This is a genomic window from Burkholderia cepacia ATCC 25416 (assembly GCF_001411495.1).
GTDB classification, from domain to species: domain Bacteria; phylum Pseudomonadota; class Gammaproteobacteria; order Burkholderiales; family Burkholderiaceae; genus Burkholderia; species Burkholderia cepacia.
Genome location: NZ_CP012982.1, coordinates 2,605,372 through 2,620,472 on the forward strand (window position 1 = coordinate 2,605,372; position 15,101 = coordinate 2,620,472).

The 15,101-nt window shown below is 69.5% G+C and carries 17 protein-coding genes and 1 pseudogene; 11 read left to right on the forward strand and 7 right to left on the reverse strand.

Translation table 11 applies throughout. The annotated features are described in order from the left end of the window. Window positions 1-128: 128 nt before the first annotated feature. Window positions 129-923, reverse strand: a complete 795-nt coding sequence (locus tag APZ15_RS28870; RefSeq protein ID WP_027789489.1) for an AraC family transcriptional regulator — start codon at window positions 921-923, stop codon at window positions 129-131. A gap of 170 nt (window positions 924-1,093) precedes the next feature. On the opposite strand from APZ15_RS28870, the gene APZ15_RS28875 reads away from it, so the two are divergent. Together APZ15_RS28875 and APZ15_RS28880 are read left to right on the forward strand one after the other, a co-directional pair. Continuing rightward, window positions 1,094-1,927, forward strand: a complete 834-nt coding sequence (locus APZ15_RS28875; protein WP_027789488.1) for a molybdenum cofactor biosynthesis F family protein — start codon at window positions 1,094-1,096, stop codon at window positions 1,925-1,927. After that, window positions 1,924-2,733 (forward strand): SDR family oxidoreductase, encoded by an 810-nt coding sequence (locus APZ15_RS28880; RefSeq protein WP_027789487.1) that lies wholly within the window; start codon window positions 1,924-1,926, stop codon window positions 2,731-2,733. Before APZ15_RS28875 ends, APZ15_RS28880 begins: the two co-directional genes overlap by 4 nt. Window positions 2,734-2,836: 103 nt before the next feature. Here APZ15_RS28880 and APZ15_RS28885 read toward each other — a convergent pair whose 3' ends face one another. The 3 genes from APZ15_RS28885 to APZ15_RS42545 all read right to left on the reverse strand — a co-directional run bounded on the left by APZ15_RS28885 (window position 2,837) and on the right by APZ15_RS42545 (window position 4,599). Next, complete coding sequence (locus APZ15_RS28885) at window positions 2,837-3,319, reverse strand: cupin domain-containing protein (RefSeq protein WP_027789486.1); 483 nt, start codon at window positions 3,317-3,319, stop codon at window positions 2,837-2,839. Between the two features lie 277 nt (window positions 3,320-3,596). Further along, window positions 3,597-4,304, reverse strand: coding sequence for a hypothetical protein (locus APZ15_RS28890; RefSeq protein ID WP_027789485.1), 708 nt, complete (start codon window positions 4,302-4,304; stop codon window positions 3,597-3,599). A gap of 172 nt (window positions 4,305-4,476) precedes the next feature. Then, on the reverse strand, window positions 4,477-4,599 hold the full coding sequence (locus tag APZ15_RS42545; protein ID WP_255221843.1) for a hypothetical protein: 123 nt from the start codon (window positions 4,597-4,599) through the stop codon (window positions 4,477-4,479). An 82-nt stretch (window positions 4,600-4,681) separates the two neighbouring features. On the opposite strand from APZ15_RS42545, the pseudogene APZ15_RS28895 reads away from it, so the two are divergent. The 5 genes and pseudogenes from APZ15_RS28895 to creD form a co-directional block, all read left to right on the forward strand. Next, window positions 4,682-5,020, forward strand: a pseudogene (locus tag APZ15_RS28895) (sterol desaturase family protein); the annotation flags it as partial. Window positions 5,021-5,125: 105 nt separating this feature from the next. Beyond that, on the forward strand, window positions 5,126-5,839 hold the full coding sequence (locus APZ15_RS28900) for an SDR family NAD(P)-dependent oxidoreductase (protein WP_027789483.1): 714 nt from the start codon (window positions 5,126-5,128) through the stop codon (window positions 5,837-5,839). A gap of 91 nt (window positions 5,840-5,930) precedes the next feature. Continuing rightward, the gene (gene creB / locus APZ15_RS28905; RefSeq protein WP_027789482.1) at window positions 5,931-6,641 is read left to right on the forward strand and encodes a two-component system response regulator CreB; all 711 of its coding nucleotides are present in this window, start codon (window positions 5,931-5,933) and stop codon (window positions 6,639-6,641) included. A gap of 15 nt (window positions 6,642-6,656) precedes the next feature. Beyond that, the gene (gene creC / locus APZ15_RS28910; RefSeq protein ID WP_027789481.1) at window positions 6,657-8,108 is read left to right on the forward strand and encodes a two-component system sensor histidine kinase CreC; all 1,452 of its coding nucleotides are present in this window, start codon (window positions 6,657-6,659) and stop codon (window positions 8,106-8,108) included. A 114-nt stretch (window positions 8,109-8,222) separates the two neighbouring features. Then, window positions 8,223-9,614, forward strand: a complete 1,392-nt coding sequence (creD, locus tag APZ15_RS28915) for a cell envelope integrity protein CreD (protein ID WP_027789480.1) — start codon at window positions 8,223-8,225, stop codon at window positions 9,612-9,614. A gap of 72 nt (window positions 9,615-9,686) precedes the next feature. Here creD and APZ15_RS28920 read toward each other — a convergent pair whose 3' ends face one another. Then, entirely contained in the window at window positions 9,687-10,109 is a 423-nt protein-coding gene (locus APZ15_RS28920) for a RidA family protein (RefSeq protein WP_027789479.1), read from the reverse strand. A 160-nt stretch (window positions 10,110-10,269) separates the two neighbouring features. Here APZ15_RS28920 and APZ15_RS28925 point away from each other — a divergent pair, with 160 nt between their 5' ends. Together APZ15_RS28925 and APZ15_RS28930 are read left to right on the forward strand one after the other, a co-directional pair. Further along, a complete protein-coding gene (locus APZ15_RS28925) occupies window positions 10,270-10,707 on the forward strand; it encodes a hypothetical protein (protein WP_027789478.1) in 438 nt (145 codons plus the stop codon). An 82-nt stretch (window positions 10,708-10,789) separates the two neighbouring features. Then, a complete protein-coding gene (locus APZ15_RS28930; protein WP_034195963.1) occupies window positions 10,790-10,981 on the forward strand; it encodes an oxidoreductase-like domain-containing protein in 192 nt (63 codons plus the stop codon). A gap of 78 nt (window positions 10,982-11,059) precedes the next feature. Here the strand turns inward: APZ15_RS28930 and APZ15_RS28935 are convergent, their stop codons facing one another. Then, window positions 11,060-12,520: an MFS transporter gene (locus APZ15_RS28935; protein WP_027789477.1), complete on the reverse strand. Its 1,461-nt coding sequence runs from the start codon at window positions 12,518-12,520 to the stop codon at window positions 11,060-11,062. A 170-nt stretch (window positions 12,521-12,690) separates the two neighbouring features. Here APZ15_RS28935 and APZ15_RS28940 point away from each other — a divergent pair, with 170 nt between their 5' ends. Then, window positions 12,691-13,563, forward strand: a complete 873-nt coding sequence (locus APZ15_RS28940; RefSeq protein ID WP_027789476.1) for a LysR family transcriptional regulator — start codon at window positions 12,691-12,693, stop codon at window positions 13,561-13,563. Window positions 13,564-13,628: 65 nt separating this feature from the next. Continuing rightward, window positions 13,629-13,949 (forward strand): DUF7660 family protein, encoded by a 321-nt coding sequence (locus APZ15_RS28945; protein WP_034195962.1) that lies wholly within the window; start codon window positions 13,629-13,631, stop codon window positions 13,947-13,949. A 167-nt stretch (window positions 13,950-14,116) separates the two neighbouring features. Here APZ15_RS28945 and APZ15_RS28950 read toward each other — a convergent pair whose 3' ends face one another. Beyond that, window positions 14,117-15,019, reverse strand: a complete 903-nt coding sequence (locus tag APZ15_RS28950; protein WP_027789474.1) for a LysR family transcriptional regulator — start codon at window positions 15,017-15,019, stop codon at window positions 14,117-14,119. Window positions 15,020-15,101 lie beyond the last annotated feature (82 nt).

Below are 15,101 nucleotides of genomic sequence, written 5' to 3' on the forward strand. Positions count from 1 at the left end.
AGTCGAAGTCGAAGCCCAAGCCCAAGCCCAAGCCCAAGCCCAAGCCCAAGCCGCGCCAGCCGTCGTCGACGTGGGGGCCCGCCTTCGATCGCCTTGCGACCGATCGCGTTGCGCGGGGACGCAGGGCATCAACCGGCCTGCGTAAACCTCCCAGGCGTGATCCCGAACTGGCGTGCGAACGCACGCGTCAGGTGGCTCTGATCGGCAAAGCCGGCTTCGGCCGCGGCATCGGCGATCGGCAGGCCGCTGGCGAGCAGCGCGCGTGCCAGCCGCGCACGCGACTGGATCAGGTAGGCGTGCGGTGTGATGCCGAGTTCACGGGCAAACCCGCGCAGCAGCTGGAAGCGGCTCACGCCGCTCAGGCCGGCCAGCTCGGCGAGCGAAACGGGGGCGGCCGGTGCCGCGTCGAGCCGCTCCCGCGCGATGCGGATCGCCGGTGCAACGCCCGCCGTCGGCAGCGTGCGGTTCGCGTGCCGGGCGAGCAGCCCGGCGACGAGCATCACGAGTGCCTCGTCGCGGGCAAGCGGCCGGGATTCCCCCGCGACGATGCGCGCATGCAGCCGGCCGACGGCGGCCGTGAGCCGCGCGTCGCGCACCGCCGGATGCGCCAGTTCGATGCCGCCGAGGCCTTCTTCCGCCGCGATGCCCGCGACCAGCGCGGGCGCGAGATACAGCATCCGCCAGCGCCGGCCCGTGCCGGCCTCGATCGGCGAACCGTCGTGCATCTCGCCCGGGTTGACCATGATCGCGTCGCCGGCCAGGGCGTCGACCTGCCCGCGGCCGCTCCACGACCGGTGCGCGCCGCTGACGATCACGCCGACCCCGAATTCGTCGTGCGCGTGGCGCGGAAACGCGCGGTCGGATTCGAGGCTGATTGCCTCGATGCCTTCGCCGGTCCGTCGGTAGTGGGTGACGCGGTGCATGTGCGCTCCTCGCGCCGGTCGCGGCGCGGATTTCGTGCACTTTAGCGCGTTCCGGCGCCGCGCGCCCTTCATCCTTTTGGCCGATACCGCGCATCGCGCGCAGCCCGCACCATGTGCACATGAGCAGCGTACACGGCCCGCCGGGCCTGAAGCTGCGCGGGAGACGGCAGGTGGAACAACAGGATCCGGTATTCATTCAGGTTGGCGCGCTCGCGGACGGCTTCGCGCCGGAAGCGAACATCCTCGCATCCTCCGATGCGCTCACTGGGCATACGCTGACGCTCGGCGACGCATCGGGGGCATGGCGGGTCTACATGTTCGAGCCGGGCGCGCTGCAGTGGCGCGACGTGGCGACCGACACGGGCGGCCGCGAGCCGTGCCGCGTGACGCGGTTGCGCAACGGGCTGTACTTCGTCGACTACATCGATTCGGCCGCCCGCGCGACGTCGGTCAGTCTCGTGATCGATCTCGACAACGGTGTATGGACGTCGGTTGTCGGCACGCTGCCGACCGAAGCCGACACGCGTATCGACGCATTCACGCGGGTTGCGCGCGGGCTGCCGCTGACGGGCGTCGAGGCCGGTTTCCGGCACGGCACGCTCGCCGGCCATACGCGGCCGGGGCCGCTGCACGGGCCCACGCGCGAGCTGATCGGCAAGCGGACGATGTACCGCTACAGCCCGACCGAATGCTACGAGCACATCTACCTGAACGAGAACTTCTACGCGTGGCAGTGCCTGCAGGGTGTCGAAGGCGGGCTGGCCGATGTCGACCGCTGCCATTACTTCAGGATTGCAGAGGAGCTGTATCTGTTCGTGTGGCGCGAAAAGGTGGTGCCGACGCTCGGCGTCGTGCTGATCGACCTCGCGCAGCGCAAGACAGACGGCAAGATCTTCGGCTACCAGGGCGGCGATTTCGGCACGCTGTCGAACTTCCCGATCGGCGCGCATGCGCAGGTGCTGAACGACACCGTGCATCCGCTCGACGGCGGGGCGCAGCGATGAATGCCGTGCCGGGCAGCGGCCGCCTGCGGGCGGATTTCAGCGGGCGCGTCGTGCTCGTCACGGGCGCCGCGCAGGGGATCGGCGCGGCGATCGCGCGCCGTTTCGCGGAATCCGACGCGTTCGTCGCGCTCGCCGACCTGAACGGCGAGGCCGCCGCCGCGCAGGCCGACGCGCTCGCGAGCGCGGGAGGCGAGGCGCGCGCCTATCGGGTGGACGCGGCCAGCCGCGACGAACTGGGCGCGCTGGTCGCGGCAGTCGAGCGCGATGGCGGCCGGCTCGATGTCGTCGTCCACAATGCCGCGTATTTTCCGCTGACGCCGTTCACGCAGATCGACGAGCCGACGCTCGACCGGACGTTGTCGGTCAACCTGTCGGCGCTGTTCTGGCTCGCACAGGCCGCGTTGCCGGCCTTCGGGCGCGCGGGGGCGGGGCGGCTGCTCGTCACGTCGTCGGTGACGGGGCCGCGCGTCGTATATCCGGGGCTCGCGCATTACGCGGCGTCGAAGGCCGGTGTGAACGGCTTCATTCGCGCGGCGGCGCTGGAGCTCGCACGCCACAACGTGACGGTGAATGGTGTCGAACCGGGAATGATCCGCACGCCGGCGGCAGGCAATCTTGGCGATGCGTCGGTCGCCGCGCAGATCGCGCGCGACATTCCGCTTGCGCGGATGGGCGAGCCGGAAGATGTCGCGAACGCGATGCTGTTTCTCGCGTCGGCCGATGCCGCGTACATCACGGGGCAGACGATCGTCGTCGACGGCGGTGCGACGTTGCCCGAGAGCGGGGCGGTGCTGGGCGGCGAGTGACGGCTGGCCGGGTAACGCGCCGCGCAACGGGGCGGCTCCGGCGGCCTGCCGCGCGTTCACGCAGCAGGCTCGGCATGTTCCGTCGGGGGCATCTTCGCGAGCGTCAGTCCGGCATGCCGTCATGGTCCCCGAGCGGCCTGGCGGGCCAGTCCACCCAGCGGTCCGCGCGGGTAAGCTCGTACGCCTCGTTCTTCGGGTAGCGGATGCGGTTGTCGTCGCGCGGGCGTTCGCCGATCACCATCAGCCTGACCTCGTCCTTCGTGTTGTTGATGAAGGTGTGACAGATGCCGGTGCCCGCCGGAAACGCGACGGAATCACCCTCGGCAACGGGGTGCAGCACGCCGTCGATCCAGACATCGGGCTTGCCCTCGAGCACGTACACAAACTCCTGCTCGGTGCTTTCGGCATGCGGATATGACGTCCGCCGACCCGGCAGGAGCCTCACGTGATGAATGCCGATACGGGTGACGCCGAGTTCGGCGGAAAGCGGTGCGTCCAGCGCCATCGGCTCGGTGTCGCCGCGATAGCAATGCGCTTCCGGTTCTTCGAGCTCGGTCCAGTGCTTGATGAAATCGGGGCGGGTCATTGGGTGCTCTCCTTTCGGGGGATGTCGACTGCGGCGATTCACGCGCCGGCGTCGGCAGCGGTTTGCGCTCCGTCTCGGCGAATGGACCTCCGCCGACAACTTGCCGGCCGATGCGAAACGACGGTTGCGCGTCGCGGCTGCCGGGCGGCGGGATGTGTGGCCCGGATGTCGCCGGCGAAGCGATCGGCGACATCCACGGTATTTTGCGACGAACCTGTTTGCATTGTGGAAATGACGTGCGAGACGCGCGCATGCCTCCCGCCGCGTACCGCCGCGACTATAGCCAGCCGTCGCGGATGAACTCGACGATCGAATAGCGGCGGTGCTCGAGATCGTGCTGCCGGACGGCATCGACGATGCGCGATACGCCATCCGCGTAGGGCGTATCGCCCACCACGCGCGATTCGAACTGCAGGCTGCACGCACCGTCGTCGATGCGTATCCGGTGAATCGCGTGGCGGCCGAGCTGATCGTCGGCGACGGCGAATTCGCTGCGCTGCACGTCCGGGTCGCGCACGGAGCGGATGTCTTCCGGCGGCACGCCGAGCGACTGGCCGATCCCGACGGCCGTGCCCGGGACGGACGTCTTGCCGGCCTGGTGCGACTCCGTCAGGCTGATCCGGCAGTCGTGAAACAGGTGACCGCTGGTTTCCAGCATGCTCATGAACTTGAGCATCAGGATGTTCGTGTTCGGACACAGCACGACCGGGAAAGCGTACGCGCCGGTTTCGAGCACGGAGCCGGTGGACAGCTCGACGAGCGGCGACGCGGTGGCCTCGCAGAACGCGATGACGTCAGGGAGTTCGCGGCCGGAACCGGCATGCACGACGATCGAGCGGGCGTCGACATGCCGGGCGTCGCTACGCTGCGCATCGTTGTGCGTGCTGTCCGACCACGCGATCACGCGACAGGTTGCGGGGTCGAGCCGGTGCGCGCCGAGCAGTTCGCTGGCCAGCTTGCCGGTTCCTACGACGAGTACTTGCATGGCATTGACGGGTTGAGGTTCGGAATTCGTTCAGGGTGGGAAATGGCGCCGGCCGTCGGGTGGCCCGGCACGGTCGCGGCGCGTGCCGCAGCAGCGGCCTCGCGCATTATGCCCGGCCGTCTGCGTGCGCGCCCGCCGGGCCGCGCAGGCCGCGCACGCGGCGTGCGGTGCGTCAGCTCGCCGACACCGTCGGCAGCCACGCGTTCGCCGCATTCTGCGTGGCGAGCTGTTTCGCGATCGAGCGCGCGAGTCGATCCGTATCGGACGCCACCGTGTCGTGCTTCGCTTCGGACACGCCGTGCAGGCCGGCGCCGACCGCTGGCCTGCGTGCGGGCCGCCGGCGCGGCGGTCATGGCGGTAGTCGCGGTCGATGCGCAGCCGCGCACCGCGTGCACCATGCGTCGAACCTCGACTATCTCGATGCGAACTATGGCGGCGTGCTGATCGTGTTCGACCGGCTGTTCGGCACCTATGTCGCCGAGCGCGCCGACGAGCCGTGCCGTTTCGGCCTCGTCACGCCGACCCGTTCGCGCAATCCGTTCGTCGTCGAACTCGAACACTGGGCGAGCCTCGCCCGCGACGTCGCGACGGCCCGCGACGTGTGGACGGCGATCCGCTTCGTGCTGCTGCCGCCGGGCTGGCGCCCGGACAACCAGGGCGAAACGACGGAGGAACTGCGCCGCCGCAGCCTCGTCGCCGTGCGCACGGATGCGTGAACGCGCTACGCTGTGTCGAATTGCCGGCCGCGCATGCGTGCCGCGGCCGGCATGACCCATGCAATACGCATCATCAAGCAACCCTCGATCCAGGAGAAAACATCGATGGAACACGATTTCAAAGGCAAGGCAGTCGCGATCACCGGCGGATTCGGCCATCTGGGCATCGCGACGGCCGCGTGGCTCGGCGCGCGCGGCGCACGCGTCGCGCTGATCGGCCGCGGCGCGGCCCCGGCGGCAGAGGCACTGCCCGGCGTGCCGGCCGACGCGCTGCGCATCGGCGGCATCGATCTGGTCGATCCGCAGGCCGCCGCGCGGGCGCTCGATACCGTGCAGCGCGAATTCGGCCGGGTCGACGCGCTGCTGAACATCGCGGGCGCGTTCGTGTGGCAGACGATCGCCGACGGCGACGCCGCGACGTGGGACCGCATGTACGCACTGAACGTGAAGACCGCGCTGAACGCATCGAAGGCCGCGCTGCCGCACCTGCTGGCGAGCCCGGCCGGGCGCATCGTCAACATCGGCGCGGGCGCGGCGTTCAAGGCCGGCGCGGGAATGGGCGCCTATGCGGCCGCGAAGGCCGGCGTCGCGCGGCTCACCGAGGCGCTGGCGGCCGAACTGCTCGACCGTGGCGTGACGGTGAACGCGATCCTGCCGAGCATCATCGATACGCCGCCGAACCGCGCGGACATGCCGGACGCGGATTTCACGCGCTGGGTGCGGCCGGAACAGATCGCGGCGACGATCGGGTTCCTGCTGTCGGCCGACGCGCAGGCGATCACCGGCGCGTCGATTCCGGTGACCGGCCGCGTCGCGTAGTCCGGCGGGCACGGGCTCGGGCTCGGGCTCGCGCGGCGGCCGGCCGTGCGTACAATGGCGCACCGGACATACGCGAGCCCAGCCCGAGACCATGCATCAGCCCCATATCCTGATCGTCGAAGATGAAGTGGCGATCGCGGACACGATCGTCTACGCCCTCGGCACCGACGGCATGCAGACCGTCCACTGCACCCTCGGGCAGGCGGCGCTCGACCGCCTGCGCGATGCGCGCTTCGACCTCGTCGTGCTCGACGTCGGCCTGCCGGACCTCAGCGGCTTCGAGGTATGCCGGCGGCTGCGCACGTTCTCCGACGTGCCGGTGATCTTCCTCACGGCGCGGCACGACGAAATCGACCGGATCGTCGGGCTCGAGATCGGTGCCGACGATTACGTGGTCAAGCCGTTTTCGCCACGCGAGCTGGCGGCCCGGGTGCGCGTGATCCTGCGGCGTTTCCACCGGGCGGCCGCCCCCGAATCGATACCCGCGCCCGCGCCGGCACCCGCCGCGACGACCGCGCCGGGCTTCACGGTCGATACCGATGGCGCGCGCGTGTCGTGGCTCGGCCACGCACTGGATCTCACGCGCTACGAATTCGGGCTGCTGGCGCTGCTGGTCCGGCATCCCGGGCGCATCTATTCGCGCGAGCAGCTGATGGATCTCGTGTGGCACGAGGCCTTCGATTCGGCCGACCGCACGGTCGACACGCACATCAAGACGCTGCGCGCCAAGCTGCGCGCGATCGACCCCGAGCGCGACCCGATCCGCACCCATCGCGGGATGGGTTATTCGCTGCAACCGTAACGACCGGCACCGCCCATGCATATCGGCCTGCGTATCTTCTTCGGCTTTTTCCTGATCGTCGGGCTGGCCGCGCTGATCACGCTGCGCGTGTTCGTGCAGGAGGTGAAGCCCGGCGTGCGCGAAGCGATGGAGGACACCCTCGTCGATACCGCGCAAGTGCTCGCGACGCTGGCCGCCGACGACATGGCCAGCGGCCATATCGCCGACGGCGCTTTCGCGCGGCAGCTCGCGCAACTTCACGAACGCCCGGTCAGCGCGAACGTGTGGGGCGTGCAGAAGAACGTGATCGGCTACCGCCTCTACATCACCGACGCGCACGGCATCGTGCGCTACGACTCGACCGGCCGCGCGCTCGGGCAGGACTATTCGCGCTGGAACGACGTCTACCGGACGCTGCGCGGCGAATACGGCGCGCGCAGCACGCGCAGCGATCCGAACGACGACAGCAGCACCGTGATGCACGTGGCGGCACCGATCCGGCGCGGCAACGAGATCATCGGCGTGCTGACGATCGCGAAGCCGAACCAGACGGTCGCGCCGTTCATCGCGCGCAGCCAGCGCAAGATCATGCTGTACGGCGCGCTGCTGATGGGCGGCGCGATCCTGATCGGCGTCGCGTGCACCTGGTGGCTGGTGATCGGGCTGCGTCGCCTGCAGCGCTATGCGCGCGCGATTGCGGCGGGCGAGCGGGCCGAGATGCCGCTGCAGGGCGCGAGCGAGCTGGCCGAGCTCGGGCGCGCGGTGGAAAGCATGCATCAGCGGCTCGAGGACCGGCAGTACGTCGAGACCTACATCCACACGCTCACGCACGAGATGAAAAGCCCGCTGGCGGCGATCAGCGGCGCAGCCGAACTGCTGCAGGAAGACATGCCGGTTGCGAACCGCCGGCGCTTCACCGAGAACATCCGCCGCCAGGCCGGCCGCCTCGAACAGATGATCCGCAAGCTGCTCGCGCTCGCCGAAGTCGAACAGAAGCAGCGGCTGTCGGTGCGCGAACCGGTGGCGCTGCGGCCGGTGCTCGAACAGCTCGTCGACGATATCGAGCCGCGCGCGCGGCAGCGCGGCGTGAACCTGGCGATCGACGCGAACGACGCGACCGACCCGGCGGTCGTCGAAGGCGATCCGTTCCTGCTGCGCCAGGCGCTCGGCAACCTGCTCGACAACGCGCTGGATTTCGCGCCGCGGGGCAGCACGATCCGCATCGCGCTCGAACGGCAGCCGGCGGGCAGGGCGCACGTCGCGATCGTGCGCGTCGCCGATGACGGCCCCGGCGTGCCCGACTACGCACTGGCGCGCGTGTTCGAGCGCTTCTATTCGCTGCCGCGCCCCGACGGGCAGGATCGCAGCACGGGCCTCGGGCTGTGTTTCGTCCGCGAAGTCGCGATGCTGCACCGCGGCCAGGTCGCGCTCGCGAACCGCGACGAAGGCGGCGCGTGCGCGACGCTCACGCTGCCGTCGTCGGCCTGACCGCGCTTCACGTTCGCCCCACATTCGGCCCACATTCGCTTCACACCGGCTTCAATCGCCCTTCACCGGGCCGGCGCATGCTGGCGGTACCTTTTACTCCGGTACCTGTCGGCCATGAATCGAGTCCTGTTGTTCAAATTCGCGATCACCGCGTTGCTTGCGCTGCTGATCCTGATCCCGCTGCAGATGGTGCAAAGCATCGTGCACGAACGCTCCGCGTATCGCATGGATGCGCTGCAGAGCATCTGGTCGAGCTATGCGGGGCCGCAGACGGTGTCGGGGCCGGTGCTCGTCGTGCCTTACACGGAAGTCACGCGCGTGCGCGACGAGACGCCCGCCGGCGGCGCGACGAAGACGAGCCTGAGAAGCGAGACGAAGCGCCTGCTCGTGTTTCCGAAGACGCTGAACGTCGACGGCACGCTGACGACCAGCGTCCGCTATCGAGGTATCCACAAGGCGCTGGTGTACGAACTGACGAGCCGGCTGACCGGCACGCTGGCGTTGCCGGACCTGAAGAAGCTGCCGCAGGCGGACGGCCACGTGAGCTTCAAGGTCGACAACGCCTATGTCGCGATCGGCATCGGCGACATTCGCGGGCTGACCGCGCAACCCGACCTGCGCATCGGCGGCGCGCGTTTCGACGTGGAGCAGGGTACGCGGCTGGACAGCCTGCGCCAGGGTGTGCACGCGAACGTCGACCTCGCGGCGCTGGCCGAAGCAGGCGCGGGGGCGGTCGTGCCGTTCAGCATCGACCTGCCGCTGCGGGGCGCGGAGTCCGTCGCGTTCGCGCCGGTGGGCGATCAGAACGATTTCTCGCTGAAGTCGACGTGGCCGCATCCGAGTTTCGACGGCGCGTTCCTGCCGAACAACCGCACGGTCGATGCGCGCGGCTTCACCGGCAACTGGCGCGTGACGTCGTTCAACACGAAGGCGCGCGAGCAGATCGCGACCGGCAACGGGGACAGCGCGATCGAAACGGCGTCGGTGTCGATGATCGAACCCGTGAACGTCTATCTGCAGGCCGAACGCGCAACGAAGTACGGCGCGCTGTTCGTGATGCTCACGTTCGCGAGCTTCTTCATGTACGAGCTCGTGAAGCGGCTGCGCATTCACCCGATCCAGTACACGCTGGTCGGCCTGTCGCTCGCGTTGTTCTTCCTGCTGCTGCTGAGCCTCTCCGAACACATCGCGTTCGCGTATGCGTATCTCGCGGCGAGCGGCGCATGCATCGGGCTGCTCGGCTTCTACCTGTCGTTCGTGCTGCACAGCGTGAAGCGCGGCGCGGTGTTCTCGGCGCTGCTCGCGGTGCTGTATGCGGCGCTCTACGGGCTGCTGCTGTCGGAAGACAACGCGCTGATGCTCGGTTCGCTGCTGCTGTTCGCGATCCTCGCCGGCATCATGACGCTCACGCGCCGCGTCGACTGGTATTCGCTCGGCGCCGCGTGGCAACCGTTGGTCGACAAGGCGGCCGCGGGCGCCGTGAAGCCGGGCGCGCAGGCGAAGTAGGCACGCGGGTGGCGAGCGCGCCGGTCGGCAATGCGACGGCCGGCGCGTCATCCGGCGCGAGACAGCCGCGCTTCACGCGCGTGGTGCGGGCCGGCGAAAACGCGCGAGCGGAATTTCGGCGACGGCGGTGATCTCGATCAGCAGGTCGGGATGGTAGAGACGTTCGACCTGGACGGTCGTCGTCACCGGATAGGGCGCGGCGAAATACGTGTTGCGGATGTCGCCGGCCTGCATGAAGGCATCGATGTCGGTCGCGTAGTGGACGAGCGAAATCACGTCCTGCATCTGCCCGCCCATCGCGGCGAGCACGGCGCGAATGTTGTCGAGCGTCTGCCGTAGCTGCATGCGCATGTCGCCGTGGCCGACCACCTGGCCGTCGCGGTCGAGCGCCACTTGCCCCTTCAGATGCACGATCCGGCCGTCGCCCTCGATCACGGCCATCGAGAACGCGCCGAACGGCGCCCAGACTTCCGGCGGATTCACTGCTTCGGCCATCACGCGGCTCCTGTGAGGCGGCGGCTGCACGGCTTGCGGCGAGCGGCCGCGCAACGGAGGCGCGCCGTCGACAGCACCGCGCGCTTCGTCGACAATCGCGCCATTATGGATGAACGCGCGGCGACGCATGGGGCGTTGTTTCGCGATCACGACGACACACATGGACGATATCCGCGTCATCAAGGATCGTGCGGCGCTCGACGGCACCGCGTACGTCGAACTCATGGGCGGGCCGTATGCGCGCACCTGCTGGAATGCCGGGTCGCTGTTCTTCGACGAGGAAGTGTTCGGGCTGCTCGAGGCGGCAATCGCGCGGCAGATTCCCGACTACGACCATTACACGTTCAACGCCGTCGGCATGGCCGACTGGCTTGCGATCGTCGCCGAACTGGCCGACACGGGCAGGAGGCTCGGCAACGCCGCGCAGCGCACCGACGCGCTCGACCGGCTCGGTTTCATTTTCAGCGGATCGCGGCAGGCTTTCGTCGCGCGTCTCGACGCAAGCTGCGCCGCGCTGGCCGGCGTGATCGCGGAAGTCGACGCGTGGACACGCGACGTTCGGCTTCGCCACGACCAGGTGACGATCCTGGGGATGTGACGCGGCGCGTGCCGGGTGTCACCGCCGACAGGCCGGGCGGCATCCACTTATACTCGAGCTTTTCCGCCATTCGATTGTCGCCGTGCCCACGCCTGCCCCCACCGATCCGTCCATCGACGATCCGCGTCCGACCCCGCCCGTACAACCCGAGCTGGAAGACTGCTGCAACAGCGGTTGTTCGTCGTGCGTTTTCGACCTGTACGACGAAGCACTGGCGCGCTATCGCGTCGAACTGGCGGAGTGGGAAGCGCGGCACGCGCAGCACAAGCCATGACGACAAGCCCGATGCCGGCGAGCGGTGCGCATTTGCCGCGCGTCTCGAGCCGCGCCGGCAGTGGGCGCCGATCCCGCGTCACGCGCCCGCATGCAGCCGCCGATGCAGCGGCCCGAGCATGGCCGACAGCGCGATGCACGCGAGCAGCACGGCCGTCAGCGCGAACATCGACGTTCTGAAGCCCTGCACATAATCGAGCGCGGCCGGATGCGTGCCGAGCCGGGCGAAGAACACGCCGCCGAGCGTCGCCGCGCCGACGGCCGCGCCGATCTGCAGCATCGCGGTGACCATGCCGGATGCCACGCCCGCGCGGGCGGTATCGACTTCCGCGAGCACGATCCGCACGACCGACGGCAGCACGAGGCCCTGGCCGACACCGATCGCCGCGATCCCCACGTAGAAGCCGGGGCCCGGCGCGGCCGCACCGGCAAGCGCGGCGGCCGTCGCGACGCCGGCCGCGAGCATCGCGAAACCGAGCGTGAGCACGCGATAGCCGCCGAACCGGCCGACGAGCCGCGGCATCAGCAGCGGGCTCGACAGGAAGCCGAGCCCGAGCGGCAGGATCGCGAGCCCCGATGCGAGCGGCGACCAGTTCAGGCAGCCCTGCAGATAGATCCCGTAGCTCAGGAAGAACGCGCTCAGCGTATAGAACAGGAACGCCAGCACGAGCCCGAGTGCGACGACCGGGTTCCGGAACAGGCGCACGTCGAGCAGCGGATCGTGGCCGCCCGCGAGACGGCGCGCCTCGACCGCCAGCAGCGCGCCGAGCATCGGCAGCGCGCCGACGAGGCACGCGACCATCCACAGCGGCCAGCCGGCCTCGCGCCCGTGCGTGAGCGGGTAGACGAGCATCAGCAGGAACAGCGACAGCAGGGCCATGCCGGGCACGTCGATGCGCCGGCCGCGCGGCGGCCGGCTTTCCGGGATGAAGCGCCAGCTGCCGATCAGCGCCAGGATGCCGATCGGCAGATTGACGAGGAAGATCGCGCGCCAGCCGAGCCCGAACGGATGCAGGCTGATCAGCGCACCGCCGCCGAGCTGGCCGATCACGGCCGCGAGGCCGAACACGAAACCGTAGAAGCCCATCACGCGCACCTGCTCCTGCGGGCTGAACACGCTGCGGATCGTCGCGAGCACCTGCGGCGCGAGGATCGCGGCGAACAGGCCCTGCAGCACGCGGCCGCCGACCAGCACCGCGCCGCTGCCGGCGAGCCCGCACAGCGTCGACGCGACGACGAAGCCGGCCATCCCGATCATGAACATGCGCTTGCGGCCGTACAGGTCGCCGAGCCGGCCGCCGGTGATCTGCACGACGGCGTTCGCGCACGCGTACGCCGACACGACCAGTTGCAGCTCGGCCGGGCGTGCGCCGATGCCGTCGCGGATGGCCGGTAGCGCCAGATTCACAATGAAGTAGTCGAGCGGCGGCAAAATCGCGCCAACCAGCAGGACCACCAGCGCCCAGCCGTGGTGGCTGCGCGGTGTCGCCGCGGCGGCCGTGCCGGCCGGGCCGCAGGGGGCAAGGGTGTCGTGGGTCATGGAAACCAGTCCGAAGAAACGAGGGCCGTATCCAGGCCGGACGCGGTGCCGGGGGCGCCGGTTCGGCCGGGGGCGGGCGATTGACCCCCATTCTGGGTGGTGGCAATGAATCGGAAAAGCGGGAATTGGTGGTAGCATCCATCGGGTTATTCGATGGATGGAGAAGGGCGATGCGCGGTTTCGACCTGGATCAGTTGCGTACTTTCGCGGCGGTCGCGGATGCCGGCAGCCTGACGGCCGCCGCGCCGCTGCTGCACCTGTCGCAGTCGACGGTCAGCGAGCAGGTGCGCAAGCTCGAATCGCGCGCCGGCGTGCCGCTGTTCGTGCGCAGCAAGCGCGGCGTCGAGCCGACCCCGGCCGGCTCGCGGCTGCTGCAGCACGCGCGGCGCATCGTCGCGCTGAACGAGGCCGCGTTCGACGAAGTGCGCGGGCAGGCGATCAAGGGCGAGCTGCGCGTCGCGATCACCGATTACTACCGGACGAACGAAGTCGCGGGCCTGCTCGCCAGGCTGCGGGAGTGCTACCCGCAACTGAGCCTGCACGTCAGCGCGATGAAGAGCGCGGACATCGAGGCGGCGCATGCGCGGGGGCAGGTCGATCTCGGCGTGGTGATGAACCTGTCGAGCGGGCCGTTCCGGCCGGCGTCGGCCGATACGCGCTGGGTGCTGCGGCGCGAGCCGCTGTCGTGGGTCGCGTCGCCCGCACTCGCCGAGCAACTGCCCGAGCCGTTGCCGCTCGTGCTGCTGCCGGACGACTGCATGATGCATCAGGTCGCGGTGCGCGCGCTCGACGAGCGGCATACGCCGTACCGGCTCGTGCACAGCGCGTCGGGGGTCGCGGGGCTGCAGTCGATGCTGGCGGCGGGGCTCGGTGTGGGCTGTCTGTGCGCGTCGGCGATCGGCGAGGGCATGATGCGGCTCGGCGCGAAATACCGTCTGCCGCCGCTGCCCGACGCGGTGTTTTCGCTGACGCCGCCGATGCCGGGCGAACGCGAAACCGTCACGCAGGCGCGCGAGGTGCTGTCGCGGCAATTGCTGATGTAGAACCGTGGAACCGGGCCGCGCGATGCGCGGCGGCGCGTACCTGAGAGGCGCGCCAGGAGAAAAAAATGAACGACGAACTGCAACGCCAGATGGCCGCGAAGCTGCAGGATGCGCTGGAGCGCGTGGTCGACGAACGCTCGCTGATCCACTTCCTGCGCGTGCTCGGCCACGACTGGAACAAGGAGCGGCAGCTCGAGGCCGACCTGCCTGCGTCACCGTATGCGCGCGCCGCGCTCGGCTGGGAGAACCACTCGATCGGCGAGTACCTGGATGCGATGGTCGACTGGGCCGAGGCATCGGAGGAAGGGCTGCGCTACTACGACGTGCCCGACAATCCGTGGCGGCGCATGGCGGATATCCTGTTCGCCGGGAAAAGCTACGAATAGCGCCGGTCGGGCGATTCGTTCGCTTCACGTTCGCTGCTGCGAATCGCTCAACCGCTCAACCGCTCAACCGCTCAACCGCTCAACCGCTCAACCGCTCAACCGCTCAACCGCTCAACCGCCCAGCCGCCCAGCCGTCCAGCCGCCCAGCCGTCCAGCCGTCCAATCGCCTATTCGGCCGGTTCGCCGTTCACGTACGCACGCAGCCCGTCGGCCAGCGCATCGAACACCGCGCGGCAGCGCGGGCTCGTGCGCAGGTCCTCGTGCATCACGACCCAGGTTTCCAGCTGCATCGCGGGCCCGTCCGGCAGCACGCGCACGAGCCGCGCGTCGCGTTTCGCGAGCCCGGTCTGGCAGAAGCCGATCCCGTAGCCGGCGCGGATCATCGCGAGCTGCGCCAGGTTGCTGTCGGTGCGCAGCGAGAACGCGTCGCGCTTCCACATCGGCATGCCGCGGCCCGCCGAGCGGATGAACGGCGTGACCGTGTCGAAGCCGATCAGCGCGTGATGCGCGAGTTCGTCGATCGTCGCGGGCGCCCCGTTGCGCGCCAGGTAGTCGTCGCGCGCATACAGCGCGACATCGATTTCGCCGATGCGCCGCGCCACGAGCGCCTCCTGCGCGGGCGGCGCCATCCGGACCGCGATGTCGGCCTCGCGCTTGAGCACGTCCTGGATGCGGTCGGTCGGCACCAGCTCGATGACGAGCCCCGGATGGTTGCGCCGCAATTGCGCGAGAACCGGCGGGAGCACTTCGACGGCGATCACGTCGCTGGCCGAGATCCGCACGATGCCGCGCACGCCGGCGCCGTGGCTCGCGGCCGCCCGCTCGAACGCGGCGGCCGCGCTGCGCAGCGCCTCCGCATGGCCGCGCAGCGCGAGCGCCGCCTCGGTCGGCAGCAGGCCGGACGGCGAGCGCGTGAACAGCGTCTGGCCGAACGCGGCTTCGAGTGCCGCGACGTGGCGGCCGGCCGTCGGCTGCGTGATGCCGAGCGCCCGCGCCGCGCCGGACAGCGAGCCTTCCGTCAGCACGGCCAGGAAGGTGCGGTAGCGTTCCCAGTTCAGATCGGTGGTCATGCATAAATGTATAGCCGATCCATTGGGTTCGGCAATTCCTTGATAGCCTCCGGCGCGCCAGAATGCGTGTCATGACGGTTCA

What these genes read in the sequence shown, in the direction of transcription:
- APZ15_RS28900 (WP_027789483.1), top strand. Translation starts at nt 5,126, where the DNA reads ATGGAACACGATTTCAAAGGCAAGGCAGTCGCGATCACCGGCGGATTC.
- APZ15_RS28890 (WP_027789485.1), bottom strand. Translation starts at nt 4,304, where the DNA reads ATGCAAGTACTCGTCGTAGGAACCGGCAAGCTGGCCAGCGAACTGCTC.
- APZ15_RS28925 (WP_027789478.1), top strand. Translation starts at nt 10,270, where the DNA reads ATGGACGATATCCGCGTCATCAAGGATCGTGCGGCGCTCGACGGCACC.
- creC (WP_027789481.1), top strand. Translation starts at nt 6,657, where the DNA reads ATGCATATCGGCCTGCGTATCTTCTTCGGCTTTTTCCTGATCGTCGGG.
- APZ15_RS28945 (WP_034195962.1), top strand. Translation starts at nt 13,629, where the DNA reads ATGAACGACGAACTGCAACGCCAGATGGCCGCGAAGCTGCAGGATGCG.
- APZ15_RS28920 (WP_027789479.1), bottom strand. Translation starts at nt 10,109, where the DNA reads ATGGCCGAAGCAGTGAATCCGCCGGAAGTCTGGGCGCCGTTCGGCGCG.
- APZ15_RS28870 (WP_027789489.1), bottom strand. Translation starts at nt 923, where the DNA reads ATGCACCGCGTCACCCACTACCGACGGACCGGCGAAGGCATCGAGGCA.
- creD (WP_027789480.1), top strand. Translation starts at nt 8,223, where the DNA reads ATGAATCGAGTCCTGTTGTTCAAATTCGCGATCACCGCGTTGCTTGCG.
- APZ15_RS28940 (WP_027789476.1), top strand. Translation starts at nt 12,691, where the DNA reads ATGCGCGGTTTCGACCTGGATCAGTTGCGTACTTTCGCGGCGGTCGCG.
- APZ15_RS28885 (WP_027789486.1), bottom strand. Translation starts at nt 3,319, where the DNA reads ATGACCCGCCCCGATTTCATCAAGCACTGGACCGAGCTCGAAGAACCG.
- APZ15_RS28880 (WP_027789487.1), top strand. Translation starts at nt 1,924, where the DNA reads ATGAATGCCGTGCCGGGCAGCGGCCGCCTGCGGGCGGATTTCAGCGGG.
- APZ15_RS28935 (WP_027789477.1), bottom strand. Translation starts at nt 12,520, where the DNA reads ATGACCCACGACACCCTTGCCCCCTGCGGCCCGGCCGGCACGGCCGCC.
- creB (WP_027789482.1), top strand. Translation starts at nt 5,931, where the DNA reads ATGCATCAGCCCCATATCCTGATCGTCGAAGATGAAGTGGCGATCGCG.
- APZ15_RS28950 (WP_027789474.1), bottom strand. Translation starts at nt 15,019, where the DNA reads ATGACCACCGATCTGAACTGGGAACGCTACCGCACCTTCCTGGCCGTG.